16 protein-coding genes are annotated in these 16,806 nt (G+C 36.7%); all 16 read right to left on the reverse strand.

Annotation, left to right across the window (positions count from 1 at the left end):
- Positions 1–1,896, reverse strand: coding sequence for a selenocysteine-specific translation elongation factor (selB, locus tag IGK21_RS06795; protein WP_181914995.1), 1,896 nt, complete (start codon positions 1,894–1,896; stop codon positions 1–3).
- Positions 1,897–1,908: 12 nt separating this feature from the next.
- Positions 1,909–2,166 (reverse strand): DUF3343 domain-containing protein, encoded by a 258-nt coding sequence (locus tag IGK21_RS06800; RefSeq protein ID WP_181914996.1) that lies wholly within the window; start codon positions 2,164–2,166, stop codon positions 1,909–1,911.
- A 10-nt stretch (positions 2,167–2,176) separates the two neighbouring features.
- Positions 2,177–2,776: a sulfurtransferase-like selenium metabolism protein YedF gene (gene yedF / locus IGK21_RS06805; RefSeq protein ID WP_181914997.1), complete on the reverse strand. Its 600-nt coding sequence runs from the start codon at positions 2,774–2,776 to the stop codon at positions 2,177–2,179.
- A gap of 69 nt (positions 2,777–2,845) precedes the next feature.
- A complete protein-coding gene (gene selD / locus IGK21_RS06810; RefSeq protein WP_081001065.1) occupies positions 2,846–3,877 on the reverse strand; it encodes a selenide, water dikinase SelD in 1,032 nt (343 codons plus the stop codon).
- Between the two features lie 199 nt (positions 3,878–4,076).
- On the reverse strand, positions 4,077–4,949 hold the full coding sequence (locus IGK21_RS06815) for a sulfite exporter TauE/SafE family protein (RefSeq protein WP_010737601.1): 873 nt from the start codon (positions 4,947–4,949) through the stop codon (positions 4,077–4,079).
- 116 nt (positions 4,950–5,065) lie between these two features.
- Complete coding sequence (locus IGK21_RS06820; protein ID WP_181914998.1) at positions 5,066–6,082, reverse strand: proline racemase family protein; 1,017 nt, start codon at positions 6,080–6,082, stop codon at positions 5,066–5,068.
- Between the two features lie 13 nt (positions 6,083–6,095).
- Positions 6,096–6,575 carry a glycine/sarcosine/betaine reductase component B subunit gene (locus IGK21_RS06825; RefSeq protein ID WP_063627132.1) on the reverse strand — a complete coding sequence of 160 codons (480 nt, stop codon included), beginning with the start codon at positions 6,573–6,575 and terminating at the stop codon, positions 6,096–6,098.
- 21 nt (positions 6,576–6,596) lie between these two features.
- Positions 6,597–7,334, reverse strand: coding sequence for a proline reductase cluster protein PrdD (gene prdD / locus IGK21_RS06830; RefSeq protein ID WP_010737604.1), 738 nt, complete (start codon positions 7,332–7,334; stop codon positions 6,597–6,599).
- A 12-nt stretch (positions 7,335–7,346) separates the two neighbouring features.
- Complete coding sequence (prdB, locus tag IGK21_RS06835) at positions 7,347–8,072, reverse strand: D-proline reductase (dithiol) protein PrdB (RefSeq protein ID WP_080292465.1); 726 nt, start codon at positions 8,070–8,072, stop codon at positions 7,347–7,349.
- The gene (locus tag IGK21_RS06840) at positions 8,073–8,381 is read right to left on the reverse strand and encodes a CBO2463/CBO2479 domain-containing protein (protein ID WP_010719135.1); all 309 of its coding nucleotides are present in this window, start codon (positions 8,379–8,381) and stop codon (positions 8,073–8,075) included. It lies immediately after the preceding gene.
- Between the two features lie 13 nt (positions 8,382–8,394).
- Positions 8,395–10,290 (reverse strand): D-proline reductase (dithiol) proprotein PrdA, encoded by a 1,896-nt coding sequence (gene prdA, locus IGK21_RS06845; RefSeq protein WP_438719120.1) that lies wholly within the window; start codon positions 10,288–10,290, stop codon positions 8,395–8,397.
- 26 nt (positions 10,291–10,316) lie between these two features.
- Positions 10,317–11,609, reverse strand: coding sequence for a proline reductase-associated electron transfer protein PrdC (gene prdC, locus IGK21_RS06850; RefSeq protein WP_179299865.1), 1,293 nt, complete (start codon positions 11,607–11,609; stop codon positions 10,317–10,319).
- 621 nt (positions 11,610–12,230) lie between these two features.
- Positions 12,231–13,397, reverse strand: a complete 1,167-nt coding sequence (locus IGK21_RS06855) for a class I SAM-dependent methyltransferase (RefSeq protein WP_010719132.1) — start codon at positions 13,395–13,397, stop codon at positions 12,231–12,233.
- 149 nt (positions 13,398–13,546) lie between these two features.
- The gene (locus IGK21_RS06860) at positions 13,547–14,362 is read right to left on the reverse strand and encodes a maltodextrose utilization protein MalA (RefSeq protein ID WP_034698022.1); all 816 of its coding nucleotides are present in this window, start codon (positions 14,360–14,362) and stop codon (positions 13,547–13,549) included.
- Positions 14,363–14,374: 12 nt separating this feature from the next.
- On the reverse strand, positions 14,375–15,226 hold the full coding sequence (locus IGK21_RS06865; RefSeq protein WP_010719130.1) for a sugar ABC transporter permease: 852 nt from the start codon (positions 15,224–15,226) through the stop codon (positions 14,375–14,377).
- Between the two features lie 3 nt (positions 15,227–15,229).
- A complete protein-coding gene (locus IGK21_RS06870) occupies positions 15,230–16,528 on the reverse strand; it encodes a carbohydrate ABC transporter permease (RefSeq protein ID WP_181915000.1) in 1,299 nt (432 codons plus the stop codon).
- Positions 16,529–16,806 lie beyond the last annotated feature (278 nt).

Genomic DNA, 16,806 nt, shown 5'->3' on the forward strand with positions numbered 1-16,806 from the left:
CTAGTCTCCTTCTTGTTTCCCTAAAATCCGATAATTTTCTACTCGTTTCGTGATGCCGAGTTTATCGATTGATTCTAGAATAAGCATGGAAGCTTTTCGGCTCGAGTTTGTCATATCACGAAAATCAGCCAGTGTCATTTTCTTGTTTTTCTTGATATAAGTCTGGATTTGTTGAATAGCTTGCTGGTAAATCTTTCCTGACAGAACATATTCGTGGGTTAAAAAAACAGCGCTGGTGGCATCCAAAGCTTCCAATACTTCTTCAGCATTTTTGTCTAAAAGGGCTAACTCTTCTTTTTTTATCGGCATATAACCACTGTTTTCTAGGTAACGTTCAATTTTTTGTTTGGCGACTTGCTGATAGCTATTAAATTGTACTTGAAAATCATAAACAGATAATCGTTTCTGTTGTTCTTTGATTACGTTGAATTTTTTTAATAATTGAATCAAGACGAAAACTTCTTTTTCGGTCAAGCCATTTCGTATTTTAGAACGAAATTCTTCTAAAGGCATACCATCCCGTAGACGATATTTTTTATGATACTCTTCTAAGATCTTTTGTGCTTTTCCTGCTAATTGTTGGTATCTTTCATAAAGTAAAAACCCACAAGAGGTAAAGAAGATTTGACTTTTATCCTGTAGTTCTTCTAATGAATGGCTTAGTTGATCAAGGGTGACACCCAGATAGGTCAACAATTCTTTTTCTACTGTAAATGGCTGTTTCTTATTTAACATAAAATCAATTATCATACTGTTTAGATTGCCATTTTCTTTCGCTTTTAAGCTTTCTAAAATCGCCTGCTTGAATCGTCGATGTTTTTTTGGAACGGCGTTTAAGACTTCACCTCCAGCAATCGTATGCATGGGTGAATAAGAGCGTAGAATAAAACGATCTTTTTCTTTTACAGAAACTTTTTCTTCTAATCGTAACTGCAAAAAGCCTTCTTCGTTTGGCCCAATCCAATCTAATCCTAATGGAACAGTACGAGCCATTACTTCTTTTGTTCCGATCAGCACTCTTACCCGATCCCATAGACTAATTCCCCCATCCGTTCCTGCCAAACAAGATACCTTAACATCCAGCATCCAGCTTTCCTCTAAAGAATCCGCGGTCGATAAAACATCCCCTCGCATGACTTCTTCACGGGTAATGTTTGCTAAATTGATAGCAGTTCGTTGTCCAGCATATGCTTTTTGAACGTTATTTTCATGTACCTGCAGATTTCTTATCCGAACTTTTCGCTTATTTGGGTAGAGATAGCAGTTTTCTCCAACGGTTAGTTCCCCTTCCAGCAAAGTGCCTGTAACTACTGTACCGAAGCCTTTTACACTGAAAACCCGATCGATATTTAGCCTTGGTGTTCCATTACTTACTTGTTCTGATGTTTGCTCCGTGTAGGCTTCGATTTTTTTTAGTAATTGTTTGATCCCTTTTCCGCTAATGGCATCGGTTTCAATTATTTCCGCTTTTTCTAAAGGCGTGTGAAGTAATTGATCACGTATATCTTCGATGACTAGTTCTTTCAATTCAGCATCAATCGTATCAATTTTTGTTAATACAATTAAAAAATGGTGGATTCCTAATAAATTCAAAATATCAATATGCTCTTTTGTTTGAGGCATGATTCCTTCACTAGCATCAATGACTAATAAAATAAGATTAAGACCAGGTAGTCCAGCAACCATATTTTTAATAAATTTTTCATGGCCAGGAACATCTACGAAACCCACACGTTGTTGATTTGGTAAATTTAAGTAAGCAAATCCTAGATTAATCGACATGCCCCTTTTTTTTTCTTCTTTTGTTGTGTCAGTATCTATTCCAGTCAGCGCTTTGATCAATGTTGTTTTTCCATGATCAATATGCCCAGCTGTTCCAATTACAATATTTGCCATTTCTTTTACCCCTTATAATAAGTAATACGTTACATCCAGTCCAACTTGAAGCGCTTTATAAAAACCTTCTGATGACACATTATTTTTAGCTAAAATATGACGTATCTGATTTTCAGCTTCTAGCGGAAATTTTAAAGAAAAACCACAGCTAAGATATATTTTTTCGGGTGTAGGAATGATTCTTACAGATAGTTTAGCTGATTGGCACATCAGCTCAGCTTTCATTGCTTCACGTGTCGAATGAAATAATACCACTCCATATGACTTCATTGTTTACTCCTTAAGGTTTGATGATTTTTTTAGATTGTCGCATCATTTCAACAATATGATACATATTGGTCACTTCACCGACTTTACATTTTTCACTGAGATTATAATAGTTAAGACAGGCTCCACAAGCATAAATTTCTATCCCATTTTCCGCAAGAATCTGTAAATCCTCCAAGGAATCCGAGTTGTCGCTTACTAAATGGACCCCACCATTGTAGAAAATGATTTTTTCGGGCAAATCAGGTTGTTCGGTTAAAGAATAAATAAACATTTTTAATAATTGTTTCCCTAATTCTTTCGACCCTTGCCCCATCGTATTCGTGTCGACAACAACTATATAATTGTCTTCAATATCATTTTCTCTTGTAAGTTCTTGTTCATAAATAGAAGCTATCCCGCCATTTTTCTTGGAGATACGTACAGTAAACGATTGTGCATCATTTTGCTTTACTTGATAATCATAACCTAGTTGTCCCGCCATTTTTTTTAGGTTTTGTGCAGCAATCTCATTATCGACAGTTGTTTCTACTGTATCGTTTTCTTCCAAAGCTTTCTTTGTTTCAATCACTGGAAGGGGACATACTTTTCCCAATGCGTTAATTTTAACCATTTTGATTCTCCTTTCCATGTGTAGTTAATCATGGGATCAGTTTGTTAGACTAATCGAACAATTTTTTTCTTAATAAACCATGATTTCTGCTGTCTTTTTTTTCGTAACAACGCCAAAATCTTTGGCTAAGATATTGGCTGATTTCAGCTCTTCTTCTAATTTTTTTGCTTCTTTAGCCGGGATACTTACCAATAATCCTCCAGATGTCTGTGGATCATATAGCAACTCTTCGATTCCTAAGTCATCGACATAAAAGGCCATCTTTTTTTCCATAAAATTTCGGTTTCGTTGTCCTCCTGCAGTAAAAAGAAAGGCTTTTGCTCCTTCATAAGCTTCTTCAAAATATGGCAGTTTTTCTGAATAGATTTCAGCTGAAAAATTGTCATGTAACATTTCATGAAGATGTCCTGCTAACCCAAATCCTGTTACGTCTGTACAACTAGTGATTGGATATTTTCTGATGATAGCCATCGCATATTTATTTAAGGTTTCCATACTTTTTGTTGCTTTGGCAAACCCTTCTTTGGTTATTGCCCCGGCGCTATAACCAATGGTAATAATGCTTACACCTAGAGGTTTTGTTAAGATTAAGTGATCTCCTTCTTGACAAGTATTATTTTTGTAAATATTGTTTGGATGAATTGTGCCAGTTACAGAAAGTCCATATTTGACTGAACGGTCATGGATTGAGTGCCCACCTGCTAAGATTCCACCTGCTTCTTGAACTTTTTCAGCCCCACCTCTTAAAATCTCTTTTAAAACCTGTAGTTCTTTTTCTTCAGGAAAAGCAACAATATTTAAGGCAGATAATACATCCCCTCCCATCGCATAAACATCACTCATCGCATTGGCAGCAGCAATTTTGCCAAATAAATAAGGATCTGTCACCATAGTAGGAAAAAAGTCTAACGTCTGAATAATTGCTAATTCATCGGTCAATTTGATAACGGCTGCGTCATCTGTTGCATCAAAGCCCACTAACAATTTTTCATCTTGGGATTTAGGGAGGTCTGCTAAAATATTTCCTAAATTTCCAGGACCAATCTTAGCGTTACATCCACCACAAATAATTAATTGTTCGATTTCTTTTTTCATTGGCATCCACTTCCTTTTCATATAGTGTAATAATTGATGACTTTTCCTCTACTGCTTACTGCTTCATTTTCTATAGTTACACCAACAATCAGAAAATAGCGTGCAAATCATTAAAATAACTATGCTAGTTTGGTGTACTAAAAATGAAGAAGTGGCTGTACAGTTCTTTCCACTCCTTCACATTTTGCTACTAGATTAAGCTTTTCTATTTTTTAGAAAACATTCCTTTTCGCATATATGTAATTCCTGAGTAAATAATTACAGCAATGATTACCCAAGTCAGCATATTCAAATCTAAGCTTGTGACAAATTTAACAGCAATAATTACCCCAATCACTCCACCAATCGTAATTGCCAAACTAACTTTACGCGCATAATCACCAGATTTAATAAAGTTACCTGAAGCAACGGGCATCAATCCTGCACAAGAAGCCATCATAATAGGAAAAGCAACAAGTGGACTTAATCCCAACATGTATACTAATGCCATGCATGGTGCATATAAACCTACGCCAATCGTCATTAATGCACCTAAAAGGAAATTACCGATGACGCCGATGATTAGCTTAAGACCTGTTAAAGCGGTCGCTTCATTTCCAGAGCCTAAGAGATCCAGCATTCCAGCTTGTTTTAGCCCCATTAAAATTGCTGTCACAATCAAAGCAAGTCCCATAAAAAACTGCACCTTTTTTTCAGGTAGCTTACTGACTGTTTTCGAACCCACAAACGAACCCACAATTGCTGCTGCAACTAATGAAAACAGAGTAATGGGTGATACTTTAACAACAGTAATGAAAATAAAAGCTTCAATAATTACCGGAATAGAGTGTGCCACATTGAGCGTTCCTGGTAATTGTCGATCGTTATCTAATTGCTTGGTAAATTCTAGTAACATGGTTGTTGGCGCAAAACTACCAATCCCTAATGTATCTAAAAAGTCGGTAATTAACCCAATTGTTCCAGAAATAAGATAATTTCCTCCACCCCAATTTCCTTTATTTGCAAGTAAGTCGAGAACAAAAAAGAATAAGAAATAGAGTAATAAAACGCTTAATAAACCCAACAGTAGTTGTACCATGATACCTCCTTAATAGTAAGCAGAGTTTTACTAACCCATCATTTTTTATGTAACCATCTGTTAATGGCTAGGACTAGAGAATTCAATTCACATTTTGGATGGTTATACCGTGTATTTTAATCAAGTAAAAATCCATTTTTTAATGAATCTTTAGGATCGACAAGGAATTGATTAAATCCTGTAATATAAGCAGATCCCGTCACTTTGGGAATAATCGCTTGATAGTTTCCTACACGTGTTTCCTTTGTAATTTCTCCCTTAAACATCGTTCCTAAAATACTTTCATAAACAAAACTTTCACCAATTTTCAACTCATTTTTTGCATACAAAGTTGCTAATTTAGCACTCGTTCCCGTTCCGCAAGGTGAACGATCAACTTGCCCATCCCCGAATACCACGACGTTTTGATAAGTAGCTTCAGGACTTTTAGCAGGACCATAAAATTCGACTAAGTCAACGGTTTTAATATGTTTTAATCGGGGATGTTGGATCTCGATATTTTGATTAATCGCTTCGCGAATTTTAAGACCTGCTTCAGTAAATCTTGACGCATTCTTCGGCTCAATTGTTAAACCAACTTCTTCGGCTTTTAATATGGCAAAAAAACTTCCGCCAAAAGAAATATCCACATGAACTGTCCCAATATCGGGCACACTCACTGCCACATTTTCTTTATATAGAAAGGATTCCACGTTTTCAAAAGAGACTGATTCCGCAGAGTAATCTTCATCCAGACGAACCTCTCCGCAAACAATCCCCGCAGGTGTATCTTGCGTTACTTTAACCACACGGGTGCCTTCTCCTACATCTACCCAGCCCAATTCTACAGCTGCTGTCATTGCCGCAATGGTGTTGTGACCGCACATATTTAAATAGCCACCAGAATCCATGAAAATAATCCCGTAGTCTGCCTCATCATGAACCGGTTCACAAATAAAAGCCCCGAACATATTTTTATGCCCTCGTGGTTCATGCATTAGCATTTTACGTAAATCATCTGCTTGTGTTTCCAGGTATATTTTTTTATCCGCCATCGTTTTTCCATGAAATTTAGGAATGCCTCCTACAATTAACCGAGCGGCTTCACCAGCTGTATGGGTATCTACTACTGATATCATTTTTGATACTTTCATACTAACCTCCACGTTACTTCAATTTTTGATTATCTTTACGCATCTTTAGTTTTATAAAAGCGAGCGCTTTAACTGCATCATAGAAAGTGATCGTATTTTCTCCAACCACTTCCGTTTCAATCCCTGCTTGTGATTTATTAAAATCCAGCACATATTTTGTATAATCATTTTCTACGACAAACTTGGCTTGTTTCCCAATAAATTTGAGCCCAATAACACTGATGCCACGACAACCTATTTCTTCTAGGGTATTGGCAAAATCGATGTCTGAATTTCCCCAACCATCTGTTGATAAAACAACGCCATCTGTAGCCATCGCTTCTAGCCAAGTAGCTGTTCGTTGTCCGACTAGATGCTTCATTTCATTGCTTTGAGGCGTGCCAATAATAATAACACCTTGGAAATCAATGTCAGGATCTTTGCTTAAAACATCCAGTAAAGGATCTTTAAAAAGGTGCATCGAAGTTTCTTTAGTTGATGGTCCTATTCCCATAAAAATCCCCTTTTCTAACAATTAGACCATTGAACGAATGGCACCATCACGATACTCATTGGCAGATAAAAAGATGGGCATATTATTCATATCGATAATCGAATGACCACCCTTAAACCCACTAGGTTCATCTGGAAATAATAACATATCGTACATCGCACCTTGGCCAGCTACCTGCTTGACCAACGTCACTTTTGGCTTTCCCGGATTTCTTTTTTCTTCATAGATATGTGTTTCCGTTGCTTCCTTACCATCTAGCAACTTTAATTGTTCTCGGATTTCCTGCAGATAATTGTCAACTATCCGAAATAATTTTAAACATAACTCACGATCGAAAGGTGTTCCTTTCTTGACAAGTAAGTCAATCAAAATAATGTAATCCTCTGCGTTGGGTGTGCCCGGTCGATTTAAAAATAAATGATCACGCAATACACCATCAGAAGAACCAAACTCATGGAGCTGTTCACCCTCATCGATTGTGCCGGTCATTATGACCGACACTCCCGTTAATGTATGGGTGATACCCGTCCCCAAAACGCCTAATACTTTAGCAGAAATTGGTAAAATATCCATGATAGTATTTGTTTTTAGGTCTAACTGATCTGGCTCTAACAATCGGATCGTCAAGGATTTGACATCCTCACACAGACAATCAAATTCAGTTTTTATCTGTAGTTGATTGTGATCAAGCTTAAATTGATTTCCTATGGAAACTTTTTCCATATGGAAAACTTTCATTTTTAATGTTTCTCCTTGCATGCTGATCCCTCTTTACACATGAGCGATATATTCATAAGGTAATGGCACAATTTTCCCTGGTGTTTCAATTGAAACTAGGCTTTCTAAAGTATCTTTTAAAATACCCGTTTGCATATCAATATTATGTGGTTCTCCGGCATTAGCACCCATCGGCACACGTGGTGCTACAGCTCTAGGTGAACCATTTTGCCGTACTACTGGTGGTAATGCGGCGATTAAAATAGTAGGAATCCCTGCTTCCTCAATTGCTCTCTGCACGATCACGGCAGTTCTATGACAGGTCCCTCAACCAGCAGTTAAAACAACTGCGTCAACTTCTTCTTCTACGAGTTTTTGTGCGATTTCTGGTCCCGTCTGTTCATTAAAGGCATCTTGGTCACCGCCGCCTCCCATAAAGCCATAATGTACAGGGGCAGCTTCTTTAATAAAGCCGTCTTTTACTAATTCATGTAATCGGTCAATCGGAAACATTGCATTGACATCCCGATTAACGTCTGCGTTGTCATATCCACCATGTGAGACCATTAAATCTTCACTTGGTACTCCATCTGGAATCTCACGATACGTTGTGTCTCCTGCCAAATTAAAACGTGTATCACTTTTTAAGTGGACACCAGCTGCCGTTGCTAAAGCAATCCGCATCTCTTTCAGCTCTTTTTTAACGGGCGTAAAGACGGATTTGGGTGTGATTGGTACAAAAATTTCTGACTGTAATCCTTCGAATACTGTTAAACTCATCTACTCATTTTCCTCTCTCATTTTTATTTTCTTCTGTTGATTTTTTAAACGTCGACGTTCATGTTCTGTGATTGCTTCAACGTAATGAGTATTGGCTGCTTCTTCCAAAACCTCTGGATAACTCATCAAAAATCCAACTTCTTGTCCTATTTTTAAATCGTACTCTGAAATAATCATGCGCCGCGGAATTTTTAATTGACCTAGTCGTCCTTTGATATCAATAGTTACGCTCGCATCTCGAACTTCAACAAGTATCCCTTCAAACATTTGTTCAGTAGAGACATACTTTAATTTTTCGATTCTATCCATTTTGCACCTTATTTTATTCTTTTTCATAAATTTCTTGACGTTTTTTACTTTTCGGCAAAGATTGCTCATTTTCTTCCAGGTCTATTTTTCTTCCTGTTGTTTTTTCGATAATCTCAATGTTGTTTTGTTTGACATTCGGATTCCATTTACGTTCAGCTGGTTTAATTGTTCCTCCACCCATTAACGTTTTTAACATAGCTAAATCACGAATGGCGTCTTCTCTACACAAGGTATTATTTGATAAAATTTCATTTTCAATCCCTTGTTTTGATTTATTATTATCAACCATTGCGCCCATTTCAGAATTACCAACAACTAAGGCTCCTTGAACAGCACTATAAGAGTCGCCAACCACTTTGATTCCACGTTTTCCAATTTCTTCCATGTGAGAAGCGAAATCAATATGATTATTTCCGAAACCTTCAGTGGTTACAATGGCACCATCAATGTCCATGGCTTCAACAGTCATTCCTAAACGTTTTGAAACATAATATTTTTCAGTATTCGCTTGTGGAGAGCCGACGAACATAACACCGACTAAATCAATTTCTTCATCTGCCATTGCTTCTTTAACAAGCGGTTCCCGCCAATAATGGCGTGAAGTTTCTTTCGAAGCCGGTCCAATACAAGTTAACGCATGGATTCCTCCATCTAATACTTCTGTTGGTGCCAATAGGATTGGCAAATTGCCAAGGTCAACATTTGGTTTTGCGCCAAATGTTCCAACTGGCTCGATAGGCATAATCAAATTATCATGCATCGCACCTTGCCCCATTATTTCTTTGATGATCAAAACTTTCTTATTGCCAATTCGACGTTTCTGTATAATTTCTTCTGAATGTATCACCAATGATTCATCCGCTTTTTTGAGGGCTTCACGAATTTCTTGAGTGATGTAATCAGAAGCTTTGTGAGCGGCTAGCGGACCCGGACGTTCCATATTCGCGTGTTCTTTGATTGTCACTTGGGTTTTAATAAAGATTTCTCCTTTATCTGGTGCTCCAGGTCGTCCCCACATAATGTTACGATCTAATTCTCCTTCAGAAGAACCAAATTCACCGATTTGAACTCCATTAGCATCCGTCCCTGTAACAACCATGACGACACCATCCAGTACTCGGGTAATTCCATGCCCAAGATCGCCTTCAACTTTTGCGGCAATTGGCTGAACGTCCATAATCGTTTCACTATATTCAGTGTATTTATCTGGTGTAATGATTTCTAAAGTCATATCTTCAACGAGCTGTTCCAGTTCAACTGCTTCAGCACAAATTTCTGTCATTTTTCGTAAAATTAAAGTTGTTCCTTCGATTTTTGTTTCTTCCCCAAAAATCACCCGATCAATTTTTAGATGATCATGTCGTACAGAACGAATCACTTTTTCTTTCACCTGATTTGAGTTTTCCAAAACCGGTGCTGGTATTACTGGCGTTACTTGCTCAGGAATTATTGATTCCGGTGCAGGATTTACCGTTTCGGTTAACTGAGTAGCCATCATTAAAGGAAGCTCTAAATCAATTCCTTTTCCTTCAGTAATATGAATTTTAATAGTCTGACCACTTGTTACAGAAGATGAAGCAGTTTGAATTGGCGTCGCAATTGTTTCAGAAGTCTCAACTTCTTTTTTTTCATTTAAATGAACTTCTTTCATTCCTTTAGATACACCTTCCAGTAATTCTTTTGTCAATGGAATCAACGCATCCGTTGTTTCTTTTAATGTTGTACCAAGTACTTGTTCAATTGTTAACACATCTTCAGAAAATTCAAGCAACCCTGATTCTTCTAGATCAAGAAAAATTGCGGGGTCCTCTAGATTTTCTGGCGTAATCACTGTGCCTGCTTCCGCACGACAACAGAGTACAGCTAGATCTTTTGCATGTTCTTGGGCAGTTTCAGCCGTAATAGACATTCGTTAAATCCTCCTAAAATTTAAATTTATTTCGTTGTAGGTAATTTACGATATAGTCTGTGCCCATCTGCCCGAAGTACATGATCTGTATGATGATAAACCGGAACTCCTAACCTAGGAGCTACACCAATAACGGTGTTCGTTCAATCAGAACAAGTTCCAGTCATCACAACTTCAGCACCTGCTTTTTTCAAAGCAAAGACTGTTTGTGCTTGTCCTGGACATATACCTGGCAAGGTACATCTATATCTTCCATTCACTTTTACCATTCGCTTACAGCGTTGTGTAGCAACAACTTCAGCACCCATGTTTTCAGCTATTTCAGTCATTCTTTCTTCTGAACCGCCGCATTCACAAAGTAATAGTCCTATTTTTCGATGTTCTTGAGGAAATGGCATAGCAACCAATACCCCTCCGCTGGTTTTCGTAATGGGGGTTTCTTCCGTGCCGCTATGACCAGTCATTGGTCCACCGATCACAATTTCTCCATGGGGCTCAATAAAACCTCCAACTTGATCAATTAATTGCTTGACAGGTGTTCCAATTGGGACATCTTTAAAGACTGTTTTCTTTTGTTTTACACGACCAGATACCGTAAGATCTTTATCAATAAATGGCTTTCGCTGCTCAATCGCTTCGACAATGCGTTTAATTGTTTCAACATTATCCACTACTGCTCCGATTTCGATTGGCAGTTGACCAGGGTCTAAAGTGATGTTCAACACTTCACGAATCACTACACGTTCATCGCCTGCAGGATAGATATCAGGTAATTGGTAAACATCTATTGTCGGTTCATTGTTGGTAAACTTTAACAATTGTATGACTAACTCTCGATGTTTTCCTTTAACGGCAATGATTCCTTTGGGTGCTTTCGTAATGCTCATGCAATACTTTATTCCACGAATCAATTGTTTGATTTGACTTTTCATTTGCTTTACATTGTGAAGTAATAAAGCTTCACATTCTGCACCATTTGCGATAAAGATGCCTTCTGGTATTTCACAAGATAATTTTATATCTGTCGGAAACCCAGCTCCACCAGCTCCGACAATTCCGGCTTCTTTGATTGCTTGAATATAAGAGGATGTTTCTGGAATAGGAAGATAACTTGAAAAATTTTGCTTTTCATCAATCTTTAGCACAATCTGATCGTTGGTTACTTCTGATACAACGCCTGAAAAGCTAGAATGAATGTTTGCTCCTAATCCATCTGGTTTAGCAATTTTTTGTCCACGTTGCACATATTCGCCTATTTTTACCATACTCTTTGATGAAGCGCCTACATGTTGTTTTAATGGTATAAGAATTTTTTCCACTCTTTTCACCTCCCTCGTTTTACTTGAACTTGAGTAAACTAGCCACCCACAGCTCATGTTTATAATATCACAATATGGAGGTTTGATGAACGATTTATTTATAAACAATTGTTATTTATAGTTCTATAAATGCTTTTATAACAACGAAAATATATGTATTGTTTTTTATTTAAATATAGAGAAAAAATAACAACATACACTTAATGATTATATACATAGAGTGAGAACTGATGGAAAATCTTTTTTCACTTTATGGAACGACACATATAGTCTATGCAATTTTGATTATCATAATTTTTTCATTTTCATTCATCAAAAAATACAGTTTAGCACGGTTGCTCTTTCAATATCTGTTCTATTCTATGGGCAAAATCAGCTCGATAATCATCTCCTTTTTAGCTAATAAAAAATCTAAAAAATAGGTTGGCCAGCATTAGACATTTTCACAAAAAAAAAAGGGACTGGGACAAAAGTTGTCTCAGCCTCTTCTAGTATCTCTAAAAACGAATAAACGGCGTTCAAGAAGCAACTCCTCAATAATAAGGGAGGAGCTAAACGCTTCTTTCACAGCCTCTTTTCATGCGAATCTTAATTAATATATTTTTTATTAGGTTTCTCCCCTTATGCACGATGCATTGGAAGATCATTATTACTTGGTTGAACAAGTAAGTATTGGATAACATCAATGTTACTTGATTCAAAAGATGCTGCACAAGCTTGAAGGTAAAGATCCCACATTCGATAAAAGGAATCGCCCATAGTTTCTGTTACCTTGTCTTGTACTTTATGGAAATTATTTGTCCAATGTTCTAAAGTAAGCTGATAGTCCCGGCGCAAACTTTCTAAATCAATTAACTGTAAATCATTATCCGTAATATCTGTTACGATTTCTGCTAATCCTGGAATGTATCCACCCGGGAAAATATATTTGTTGATCCAAGCATTAACTGCCCCACCTTGCTGACGAGTAATACCGTGAATCAACGCTGTTCCTTTAGGAGCTAGTAATTTTTGGATGACACCAAAATACTCTTTTAAGTTGTCTGCTCCCACATGTTCAAACATCCCGACACTTGTAATATGATCAAACGTTTCATCTTTTAGATCACGATAATCCATTAATAAGACCCGACATTTATCTTCCAGATGTTCTTCTTTGATCCGATTAGTAATATGGTTATATTGTTCTTCACTCAAGGTAATACCAGTTGCTTTTACATTGTATTCTTTGATAGCTGTAAACATCAAGGTTCCCCAACCACAACCGATATCTAATAACGTATCATTATCCTTGATAAAAAGTTTATCTAAGATGTGGTGGACTTTATTGATTTGGGCTTGTTCCAATGTATCTTCAGGCGTCTCAAAATAAGCACAAGAATAGGTTAATGTTGGATCTAGCCACATTTCATAAAAATCATTTCCTAGATCATAATGTGCATGAATATCTGCTTGATTTTGTTTTTTTGTGTGTTTTTGCTTTTTAGGAAGCCATTTTAAATAGTCGCTCCCTCTTAAAAAGCTGTTTGCTTGTTGGTAAGCATCGTTGATCAACGCTTGAATACTTCCCTCAATCTCAATACGATGATCCATGTAAGCTTCACCTAGAGCTAGAGAGGCGTTATTTGTGATTTCTTTCATTGGTATTTCTTCATGGATCTTAATTTTGATTTGGGGAGGATTGTCAGTATCTCCATAGCGTTTTGTCGTACCATCCCAGTAAGTAACTTCGACTGGAAGGGAGAAAGAACGTGAAAATAATTGATTATATACTGTTTTTTCTAACATGATTTTCCTCCTTAGAATTGCTACTATTTAACGTTAATACTAAAAATTAAAAGAATCAACTCAGAAGGGTATTTTTCAGAAAAAAATCTATGTTACCTATCAAATTTTCATTATTTTCACATTTATTTTCTCATAATTAGTTGATGATCTTAGGCCTTGACTTCATCTTTAAAGCCAGTTTTAGCAAAAATCCATAGCAATAAAAGAACTGAAACAGTTGATTGAATACCTAACATCAAAACAAAATCAAAATAAAAGAATCCAACAATCGTGGCAATAATGGAGCCAACTCCAATCACATTCAACATTAAATTGGCACTTTCTTTGAATGTTTGGATGGAAGAAAAACGACTCTTTCTAGTTAGCCATAAAAAGAAAGAAGCACCAAATAAAATGAAGCTAGTCATTATAAATAAGATGATTCCTAAACTCATACTATAAGATAAAATAATCATTGGACGATTACTGGCGTAAAATTCCTGTTCTAAAAATGCTTGAAACTCTTGTGGCGTTCGGACTGATTCGGGATTGAAAGACGCTTGGTAATTCATTTGATAGGTTCTTATACGCCCCTGTTCTTTTTGCTGGATTGTCCAATGATTTTTTGCGAAATCAATAAAGGCGTTTTTTTCGTTTTTTTGTTCTTTCGTCAATCCTGACCCAATCAGTATTTCGTTATTCTGATAAATCGTTATTGGTGAGTGATTTATTTGCCCATTCTCCATGGGTAATTCTGAAAATTTATTTACTCCATCTTGATCAATTAGTTGGTGAACTGTCAAAAATTGCTCCATAGGGATTGCTTTTACCTGATTGGTATAATACATGGTAATCGGCATAACCATCAACGCGACCAAGAAAAGAAAGATCAGACTCAATTTAGGCCATGACAACTGTCTTCTACCAGCAAAAAGACGTCTAGGACTATTTAAATGAGAAAAGTAATTCAAAGGAAATGTTTGCATCAACACCTGCTCCTAACCTTTTGTGCCACCAGAAGTCAAACCAGTGACAAAGTTTTTTTGTAAAAAGAAGAACAATAAACAAATCGGTAATGCAATGAGGATCGCTCCTGCGGCAAATAATGAAACCCGTTGATTTGTCACATCAGAAATGAATGTTTGCAAACCAACTGCCACTGTTTGATTTTCTGGTGTGCGTAGTAAAAATTTAGCGAGCATGAAGTCTCCAAACGGTCCCATAAAGGCCCATAATGCTTGAACGGCAATCATTGGTTTAACTAACGGTAAAACGATTTGTAGAAAAATCCGGAAATGACCAGCTCCATCTAATTTAGCAGATTCATCTAAATCAAGTGGAACAGTATCAAAATAACCTTTCATTAGCCAAGTATTCATCGGAATTCCCCCACCAATATAGATCATTGTTAAGAACCAGTATCGATCTAAGGCGTTAAGTAGAAAAGCCATGACGTAAAAAGCGGTCAATGCAGCCATCGTTGGAACCATTTGAATCACCAGGAAAAACATCAAGCTTGATTTGCGTCCAATGAAACGGTAACGACTATAAGTGTAACCAGCCAAAGTTACAACAGTCACTTGGATAACCATTGTTAAAATGGAAATAATCAAGGTATTTTTATACCAAGTACCATATAACGTTTCTGAGAATAGCCGTCTAAAATTTTCTAGTGTCCAGTCACTGGATAAATCCAGACTAAAAGCAGCGATATTACCTGATTTAAATGCTGTACTGGCTGTAATCAACAATGGATAGATAATGATGATCGACAAAAGAATCAAAAAAACATAGGTCAAGAATTGTGACAATCTTCGTTGGAATTTAGCACTTGAATTAAATTGTTTCATCGCTTAGTCCTCCATATTAAATGCATTAGTCTTTTTAAACACAAGTAAAGAAACACAAATGACAATTGCAGAAATAATTAGTGTAATGGCTGAAGCCATGGAGTATTGTGGCGAGGTTCCCGTCGTTAGTTTATAGATCCAAGAAATCAAGATGTCTGTTGAACCTGCGCCCCCTCCTACACTTCCAGGACCACCGTTGTTAAATAAATAAATCATCGAGAAATTGTTGAAATTACCAGTATACTGAGTAATAAACGTTGGCGCTGCTACTAGAAAAATAGCCGGTAACGTGATATTAGAGAAACGTTTCCAAGCATTTGCACCATCGATTTTTGCTGCTTCATATAAATCTTCAGAAATGGATTGTAAAATACCTGTTACCATGACATAGATATAAGGGAATCCTAACCACCCTTGAACCATAATGATCGCAACTTTCGTCCAAAATGGATCTGTTTTCCATGAAATCGCGCTAATGTCTACGAATGGCAGATGATTGATAAAAGGAATCACTTGGGTGTTGATCGCCCCCACACTATCATTGAAGATATTAGAGAAACTCATAATTGTTATAAATGCTGGTACCGCCCATGGTAAAAGGAAAATAATACCAAAAAAACGTCTAAATTTAATAAATTTTTGGTGAGCAATAACGGCTGTAAAAATACCTAATGTGATTTGAAGTGTCGTTGCACATAGTGTCCAAATAACAGTCCAAGAAAACACAGAGAAAAAGGTATTACGGTAAGAACTTAAGAAGAAGATACTAAAAAAGTTTTTTACTCCGATCCAATCAATCAAACTAGCAGGTGGGATATGTTTGAAATCATAGTTGGTAAATGCTGTAAATAATGTGACTAGAACTGGAAAAATAATCGTAAAAATCATCAAAAGATAGGCTGGAAGTGTAAGCAAATAAGGAAAACCCTCATCACCAATATTATGTATAACTTCCTTCATCGTTCGGTTGATTTTCTTACCTTCTTTGCGTAAAACTGCGACACGTTTGGCATCTAACAGATTCAGTCCATAGAAAATAAAAAAAATAACCGTAATGATTAGTTGCAGCGTTCCTTGAATCAAAATAAATAAGGAGTGATCCTCCATCGGAACCGTTCCCAGTGTGACTAACCCAATCAAGGAGTGGAAGCCACCAACTATCAGTTGTAGAATAAATGCTACGAAAATACCTAGAAATACGATTCCTTTGAACGCTTGACCATTAGCAAATTGCCCTAAGCCAGGTATGAGAGACATAAGTGTAATTTTTCTTACATTGATATTATTTTGTTTGTCTTGCATAACGATACCCCCAGTACTACTATTTTATTCTTTGCGCAAGGAAATGAATCAGTCGGCTATCCATAATAGCCATCTATAAGTAACTATTCATAGCAGTTATACATAGTAACTATAAATAGTAGCTATCCATGACAGTCATCAATAATTGCTATCAAAAACCATTTTCCATTCATTTGTAGTCCTCACTCAGTTGCTATAAAAAACTCTGCTCGTGGATGTTATTCACACGAATCAATGTGAAACAGTTAAAGAAAATACACCGTTCAACTGTTTCACCT

This window comes from Enterococcus sp. DIV1421a (assembly GCF_051711025.1).
GTDB classification, from domain to species: domain Bacteria; phylum Bacillota; class Bacilli; order Lactobacillales; family Enterococcaceae; genus Enterococcus_B; species Enterococcus_B hirae.